Here is a 7,590-nt window from a genome sequence, read left to right as displayed (position 1 = left end):
TTTATGATCGAATTCGGTGATAGAGTCACCGAGTAATAGAATGGCTAGTTACACAGAATTTCGGACAGACTCATCCAAGTATCAACGGAAATTTTTCATAAACACGCAAACAACATAATAACACAGTATTTTGATAAACTTTCCAGCTTTAAACCTAGCAGCACGATTCAAGAGTATAAAATTTTAGCTCATGGAACTCCTATAATTCCAACTGCCAATCGGTATCGGCAAAGAGAAAGAAGCTCCCATTCTTTGCTTATAAAAGAAATCTTTGAGAGAGGTTTCCATCAGTTCCAAAAAATATTTTCTGGTAGCCTTGAACCGCAAGTTGATTCACTCCTGAGTGGAAATGCGCTACAAATATTTAAACATAGGCTGCATAAGCTTCACTTGATTAATAATACAATGATAGGAGCTTATAAATGGAACTCTTGGAGTATTTTATTACATGCTTCTAATAAGAACTTTGAGGAGAAGGTTCGTACAGAACTATGGCGTCCTATTATTGACTCAGCAAACAGCTTGAGAGGTAACCCGAAGCGTTATCAAGAGTGGTGTCAGCAAGCCTCATAATTTCCTTAGATGCGCTCAAAAGAATATTGTCAATAGTTGACTCTCTTGTGGATAGTGCCAATGAATGCCGCAGCCTCTCTAAAAGTTCTTTTAGGCTAATTCGATGAATTAATACCTTTTGATTATCACCTACATCCAAAGCTCTATTAATAAGGCGCAGCTCTCCCTTCACTCTAAAAAGTGCTTCTGCTAAGGGCATGGTCTTTTTATTTGAAATAGAATTCATTGGCTTGATACATCATCATAATCGTTTAAGGGTTTTCAAAAGTACCCACTAAAGTACCCATTGAGAATTTGAAAATTTAATTTTGATTCGCTAACCTCTTGATTTTACAATGCCGTTGCGCGGAATCGAACCGCGGACCTATTGATTACGAATCAATTGCTCTACCGACTGAGCTACAACGGCAGTGGGGAGAAGTATATCTTTGGCTTGCGATGGGCGCAATATCGGTAATGGATTTTCCCCTCTTCCCTGAGGTTCTATAGATCAAGATCAGGCTTTTGGATGGAGGACCACGCCAAGTGTCCAGTCGCCGCTTTGGTCGGCATTGAGGTAATGAACAGGTTGCTCGGGTTGCAGGCCGTAACCATCCACCATCAGAGCGTAATAATAAGCCGGGAACAGGCAATAGCCGTAAACGTATTCGTTGTTTGGGTATTGCGAGTTAATCGCTGACCATTGCTGTTGACAAAAGTCGCTGTTGGCCTGGTCAATCAGATTCTGATTGTCAAATTGGTTGTTATTGAATACAAACGGCTTGCTTTTGACCAACTCCACGACGCCACCCAAGCTGTACCATTCTTTGACAGGGTTTGCAGACAGGATGGGCTGCACCACTTCATTCACGTGATGAACACTGTTTAATAAAGGTGCGACTTCCCCTTCGCAGGCAAAGGCATTGCCTTCAGCCAGGATGCCGTCTGGCAATTCGTAATTGGTGATAAAGCAACTGCTGGAATCAAGAAACTGATGCGAGACTTCGGTTTGCCCCAAGCCCAGAAAACTGTGCACAAACAGGGAATAATGCTGACCGTAAAGGCTAAATTCCTGCAAATCAGTGGGCGCGATATGGGCCTTGGCACTGACAGGAAAGGTAATCTGAACAGACGCGCCGCCCATATCCATCACACCCACGGTGTTTTGAGCCGCCTGCTTAAAGTTACCCAGCTGGTAATTCACCGATAACCAGCCATAAAGTCCTTCTTCATTGCCAGTAATGGTTTTGGCAGTTTGCAATTGCCACTGCGATTGATTGCCAAACCAGTGTTGTAAATACCCATACATCTGCTGTTGTTTGGGTTGCGGCAATAAACGCATACCGGCTGTGGAATAAAAATAAACAGGCAACGATGATTCAGGCGCGCCGGTAAATAAGGCCGTTAGATAATTATCAATGGCGGCTTGATTAGCATCCAGCGTAGCAAAACCCGGCTTGATTTTCCTGCTCCACTTTTCACTGATATTAATAGGGGTATTGGTGTTATCCAGTTCGTAAGAATAAATATGAACGCGTGACCCTGTACTGCCTGCATCCACAACAGCCAGGCAATGATTTTTTTGACATTCGGGAATTTGAGCACTTACACCGAAACTAACACCCAGCAACAGCAGACTGCCAATAAAACGAACCGCTACATTCATTAAAACACCCCTTCAAACACGTGCGCATAGACTACCTTATGTTCAATTTATTGTCAATAAGATCCGTGCATGGACAATTATTAGCCTATCTTTGCTCCGCCCAACAGACCGGCTGAGACGCCTCCTTATCCCGTAAGAACATGCGAACCAGGCCGCAATCCATTGTATTCAATACCTGGCTTGCCGCTTTTTTCAATGTCATCAATGTTTGCGCATGAGGGAAATGATAACGGTTATCAAACCCGGCTGAAATAATGGCGAAGCGGGGCTTAACCCGTTGGATAAAAGCCGGCGATGACGAGGTTTTGCTGCCATGGTGAGCTACAACAAGCACTGAGGCACGAAGTGAATCCGAATAAGCCTGGACCAGGTAGTCTTCTCCCTTCTTCTCGATATCGCCGGTCAGCAATACCCGGTGATTCTCTCGGCTAATCGCAAGGATGCAGGAGGAATTGTTCTTATCATTGAATTGCTGTAACACCGGGAAAAAATGGAAACGGATGCCATCCCATTCCCAGTCAGGGTAATCATGGCAGGACTGGCCACGATGATAAAAATCAACACGATCAACCAATAATTCGGCCCCAGGATAGCGTTCTTCAATCGACTCAAGACCTCCTCGATGATCCAAATCGGGATGGCTGATGATGATTTTATCAACCCGGGGTATGTTCATGGCTTGAAGATAAGGGATAACAGCCAACTTACCCATGTCGCTGCCATGGAAAAATTTCATGCCCGTATCATAAATAAGGTAATGCCCACGCGTGCTAACCACAATGGCCAGCCCCTGTCCGACATCCAATACATCAATGCGTGCCTCCCCCTTCTCAAGCCGGGACGGCTTGGGAACAGACACAGCCAACACCATGCAAAATAAAGCAGGCCAGATTATTTTGAGAGGAAGCGCGAGCAAGAGCCCTAATACCAGCAGCACCATGACCACGGTGGTTATATCCTGAAGACCAAACTGCAGATTGACCAGGGCGAACGAATCAATCCAGCGCAAATAGAGCAATAATAATTTGATGGTGCCAATCACCGGCATCATCAACCAGACAGAGGGCACAAAGCAGGTGATAATCAAACTGATGAGGGATAAAGGCACGAGGATAAAACTGACTAACGGGATGGCCAGCAGGTTAGCCAGCAGCCCGTTGACAGCCCCATAACCAAAACAATACAAGGTCACAGGCATCAAACCGGTCAGACAGGCCAATTGCAGCGCCAGGGTTTGTCTGATGCCTGTCAACCGATAACGGTGATGAGTAATAATTAACACCGCTACCGCCATGAATGACAGGTAGAATCCTGGCAATAAAACGGCATGGGGCTCATATAAAAGCACCAGCAATAACCCATACCGCCAGGCCTGCCAAGTGGTAAATGGCCGGCTTAGCCAATAGCGCGACAACAAAAGCACGGTCCCCACCAGCGAACGCTGCGCAGGGACACCAAACCCGGCCAGCAGCGCATAAATAAAAGCGGCGAGCATGCCAGCCAGACTGCCCGCTTGCTGCGCTGGGCAAAAAAGGCATAGCCGTCCTGAGCGACGCCAGAGCCATTGCGTAAACCCCATGCAAAACCCGGCCACCAAACCAATGTGCGCCCCTGAAATCACCATCAAATGAGTGGTCCCGGTGCGCCGAAACAAATCCCATAAATCAGAGCGCATCTGATGGGTTACCCCCAACGTCAAGGCCTGAACAATACCCAATTCGTCGCCTTTCGGCATACTGAGCATCAGCTTTTGAGCCAGATTCTCCCGAACAACCAGCAGCTTGTCAGCAGGAGCCTGTTTTAACAATAAAGGACGGCCGGATTTAAGATACCCTGTCCAGCTCACGTGCCTCGCGGCAAGCCAACGGCGGTAATCAAAGGCGCCCGGATTGCGTAGATTAACCGGACGCTTTAATTTGGCCAGAAATTGCCACGACTCCCCCGCATGCACCTCAGGGCAACGCTGATAACAATTCAAAAGAATCAAAGCCCTGGCAGGCTTGTCATTCATTGCCGTTAATGCCAATTGAAACTGGGTTTTGTCTGCGTTAACTGCCGGTATCGAAACAATCCGCCCTGTAATTAAAGCGTGCTGAATAACGGGCGTCAGTGGCATGTTTTTTTCGGCTATAACCTGCTGGTGAAGCCAGGACCAGAGGCAGGCTGCAAGGAACCAGAACAAGATCCCCCAGCCGGCTTTAAACAGTAAACCGCAGAATACAACCAGGGGTGCATAAAGCGATTGCGAATAAAAAAACACAACGCCTGCAAAAAAGCAGAGTATTCCCATAAGCGAACAACTAGACTTGCGAATACCTGGTAAGGTAAGCAAAACCGTTTGCCGCAACAAGCGTAATGATTACCTGTTTTGGCTGAAAGCAAGGCAGGCTAAAATAACTTAATCGCTAAAAAACTAGCAAAATCAAATGGATTGCAATAGGATAAAATTATCTCAGGTGAAATGGACATTACCATGATTATTGTCGCTTTAAACGAACACCCCGGGGACACTCGTGCGGCCATTACGCCCAATAGCCTCAAGCATTACCAGAAACTGGGATTGACTGTTCACTGTGAGCAGAACGTCGGAGCGGCCTGTGGCTTTACCGACAGTGCTTACCAGGATGCGGGAGCCGTGATTGTCAGTGATCGCACCCTCCTCCTGCAGGAAGCCGATATCCTGGCCTGCGTCAGCGTGCCGTCGCCGGCTGACTTGCCGCAGTTGAAAAAAAATGCCCTGTTAATCGCCCCGCTTGATAATGAACCTGACAGCCCTTTGCTGCAGTGGTGCCAGCAACAGTCCATTACCGCTTTTTCCATGAATCTCATCCCGCGTATCAGCCGGGCGCAAAGCATGGACAGCTTATCCTCCCAGGCCAATCTGGCCGGTTATCGTGCGGTTCTTGAAGGCGTAGCCCATTTTAACCGTGCCATCCCCATGATGATGACTGCGGCGGGCATGATTCATCCGGCAAAAGTATTGATTCTTGGAGCCGGTGTCGCCGGTTTGCAGGCCATTGCCACGGCCAAACGCCTGGGTGCGGTAGTGTATGCCTTTGACGTTCGCCGCGCCGCCAAAGAACAGGTTGAAAGCTTAGGCGCTGAATTCATTGAAGTAAGTACAAATGAAGACAGTGAAACCAGCGGGGGTTATGCCCGGGAAATGAGTGATGAATATAAAAAGCAGCAGGCGGAGCTTATCCATCAATACGCCAAACAAGCCGACATTGTCGTTACAACCGCGCTGATCCCTGGCCGCCCGGCCCCGGTGCTGATCACGAAAGAAACCGTGAATCAGATGAAACCCGGATCCGTCATCGTCGATATTGCCACGTCTCGGGGAGGAAACTGTGAGCTCAGCCAACGTGACGAGGTTATTCATCATCAGGGTGTGACCCTTGTAGGCTACAGTAACCTGGCCGGATTTATCCCAGCCACAGCCAGTGAGCTTTATGCGAATAACGTAATCAATCTGCTGAAATTGCTGGTCACCTCGCCGGATGCGCTAACCTTCAATGCCGAGGATGACATCGTAAAACAGGCCACATTAACCCATGAAGGCCGTTATCTTCCTTTTCAAACCACTGCGACCAAGGAGGCCGTCAATGCCTGAATTCAGTTCGTTAAGCAATGCTTACGTGGCTATTTTAACCATTTTCGTGCTGGCCTGTTTTGTGGGTTATTACGTCGTCTGGAAAGTCACCCCGGCGTTACATACACCCTTAATGTCCGTGACCAACGCCATATCCAGCATCATCATTCTCGGCGCACTGATTGCCACAGGCATCCGTATGACGGGGACGATTACCGTGTTGGGCGGACTGGCTATTTTCATTACCGCCATCAATATTTTCGGCGGTTTCGTCGTGACGCAACGCATGCTGCGCATGTATAAAAAATAGAGGAACGTCCCATGTCTACGCTTATTTCATTCTTTTATTTGATTGCCGCAGTTTGCTTTATTCTGGCGTTAAAAGGCCTTGCCAGCCCATCCAGTTCACGGCGGGGCAATATGCTGGGTATTTTGGGGATGATCATCGCGGTAGGCTCAACGTTGATGATGCCTTCGATTAATCATCACCTGTTGCTTATCAGTCTGATTATTGCGGGCGGGCTCATCGGCACCCTCATTGCCCTGAAAATCAATATGACTGCCATCCCGCAGCTGGTCGCCGGCTTCCATTCGCTGGTAGGTCTTGCGGCCGTGCTGGTCGCTTTTTGCGCCTACCTTGCCCCTTCAGCCTTTCACATTGGCTCACCCGGCGCCATCGAAAAAACCAGTTTAGTTGAAATGAGTCTGGGTTTAATTATCGGGGCCATCACGTTTTCCGGTTCGATTATTGCGTTCTTGAAATTACAGGGATTGATGTCTGGACAACCCGTTCGATTTACTGGCCAAGGTATTGTCAACGCGCTTATTGGTTTGGTTATTGTGGCCTTACTGGGGTTATTTATCGCTACTCAATCCATCCATGCATTCACGCTCATGGCCCTGCTCTCTTTTTTGATTGGGGTTCTACTGATTATTCCCATCGGCGGCGCGGATATGCCGGTGGTGATTTCCATGCTGAACTCTTACTCTGGGTGGGCTGCAGCCGGTATCGGCTTCACGTTAAGCAACCACTTGCTGGTCATCACCGGGGCCCTGGTGGGCGCGAGCGGTGCTATCTTAAGTTACATTATGTGCGTAGGCATGAATCGTTCCATTATTAATGTCATCTTTGGCGGTTTGCAAGGGGGTGACGCCGCACTCGCTGTCGGTAAACATGAAAACCAGAATGTTCGCCAGGCGAACGGCGAAGATGCTGCTTTTCTACTGAGTAATGCAAAAGATGTCATCATTGTTCCTGGTTACGGCATGGCAGTAGCCCATGCTCAGCATGCAGTGAAAGAATTGGTCGATGCCCTGGAAAAAAGCGATATCCGCGTCCGATTCGCCATTCACCCAGTGGCCGGCCGCATGCCTGGTCACATGAATGTCCTGTTAGCCGAAGCGAACATCCCCTACGACAGGGTTTTTGAACAAAGCGAAATCAACCGTGATTTTTCGACCTGCGACGTGGCTTTTGTCATTGGCGCAAATGACATTACCAATCCCGCTGCTAAAAGGGATCCCAACTCCCCCATTTACGGCATGCCCATTCTGGAAGTCGAAAAGGCAAAAACCGTACTATTCGTCAAGCGCAGCCTGTCAGCCGGCTATGCTGGCGTCGATAATGATTTATTTTTCCGTGACAATACTTACATGTTATTCGGAGACGCCAAAGTCATGACCGAATCGATTGCTAAAGCGCTGGAGGAGCAGGGCTAACGCACCTGATTTTTAAAACGCTGTAAGAAAAAGATCAAGTGGGTGCAAGAAAAAGATCAGG

Annotated in this window: 6 protein-coding genes and 1 tRNA gene; 3 read left to right on the top strand and 4 right to left on the bottom strand. The window is 48.1% G+C overall.

The annotated features are described in order from the left end of the window. Positions 1-502: 502 nt before the first annotated feature. The 4 genes from Lery_RS03640 to Lery_RS03625 all read right to left on the bottom strand — a co-directional run bounded on the left by Lery_RS03640 (position 503) and on the right by Lery_RS03625 (position 4,508). Entirely contained in the window at positions 503-799 is a 297-nt protein-coding gene (locus tag Lery_RS03640; protein ID WP_131751211.1) for a hypothetical protein, read from the bottom strand. Between the two features lie 110 nt (positions 800-909). Continuing rightward, a tRNA-Thr gene (locus Lery_RS03635) sits at positions 910-982 on the bottom strand. Between the two features lie 87 nt (positions 983-1,069). Further along, a complete protein-coding gene (locus Lery_RS03630) occupies positions 1,070-2,218 on the bottom strand; it encodes an acetate and sugar kinases/Hsc70/actin family protein (protein WP_058525899.1) in 1,149 nt (382 codons plus the stop codon). A gap of 85 nt (positions 2,219-2,303) precedes the next feature. Beyond that, positions 2,304-4,508, bottom strand: a complete 2,205-nt coding sequence (locus tag Lery_RS03625) for a DNA internalization-related competence protein ComEC/Rec2 (protein WP_058525898.1) — start codon at positions 4,506-4,508, stop codon at positions 2,304-2,306. 183 nt (positions 4,509-4,691) lie between these two features. On the opposite strand from Lery_RS03625, the gene Lery_RS03620 reads away from it, so the two are divergent. From Lery_RS03620 to Lery_RS03610, 3 genes are read left to right on the top strand one after another with little or no spacing between them, the layout of a single operon-like run. Further along, positions 4,692-5,831 carry a Re/Si-specific NAD(P)(+) transhydrogenase subunit alpha gene (locus tag Lery_RS03620; protein WP_058525901.1) on the top strand — a complete coding sequence of 380 codons (1,140 nt, stop codon included), beginning with the start codon at positions 4,692-4,694 and terminating at the stop codon, positions 5,829-5,831. Continuing rightward, positions 5,824-6,120 carry a proton-translocating transhydrogenase family protein gene (locus tag Lery_RS03615; protein WP_058525897.1) on the top strand — a complete coding sequence of 99 codons (297 nt, stop codon included), beginning with the start codon at positions 5,824-5,826 and terminating at the stop codon, positions 6,118-6,120. The genes Lery_RS03620 and Lery_RS03615 overlap by 8 nt, the downstream gene beginning before the upstream one ends. Positions 6,121-6,131: 11 nt before the next feature. Then, the gene (locus Lery_RS03610) at positions 6,132-7,529 is read left to right on the top strand and encodes an NAD(P)(+) transhydrogenase (Re/Si-specific) subunit beta (protein WP_058525896.1); all 1,398 of its coding nucleotides are present in this window, start codon (positions 6,132-6,134) and stop codon (positions 7,527-7,529) included. Positions 7,530-7,590: the final 61 nt, after the last annotated feature.

Origin of the sequence: Legionella erythra (assembly GCF_001467615.1) — a bacterium.
Taxonomy (GTDB): domain Bacteria; phylum Pseudomonadota; class Gammaproteobacteria; order Legionellales; family Legionellaceae; genus Legionella_C; species Legionella_C erythra.
Note: the sequence above shows the minus strand (reverse complement) of the source record. Positions and strands in the feature narration are given on the sequence as shown.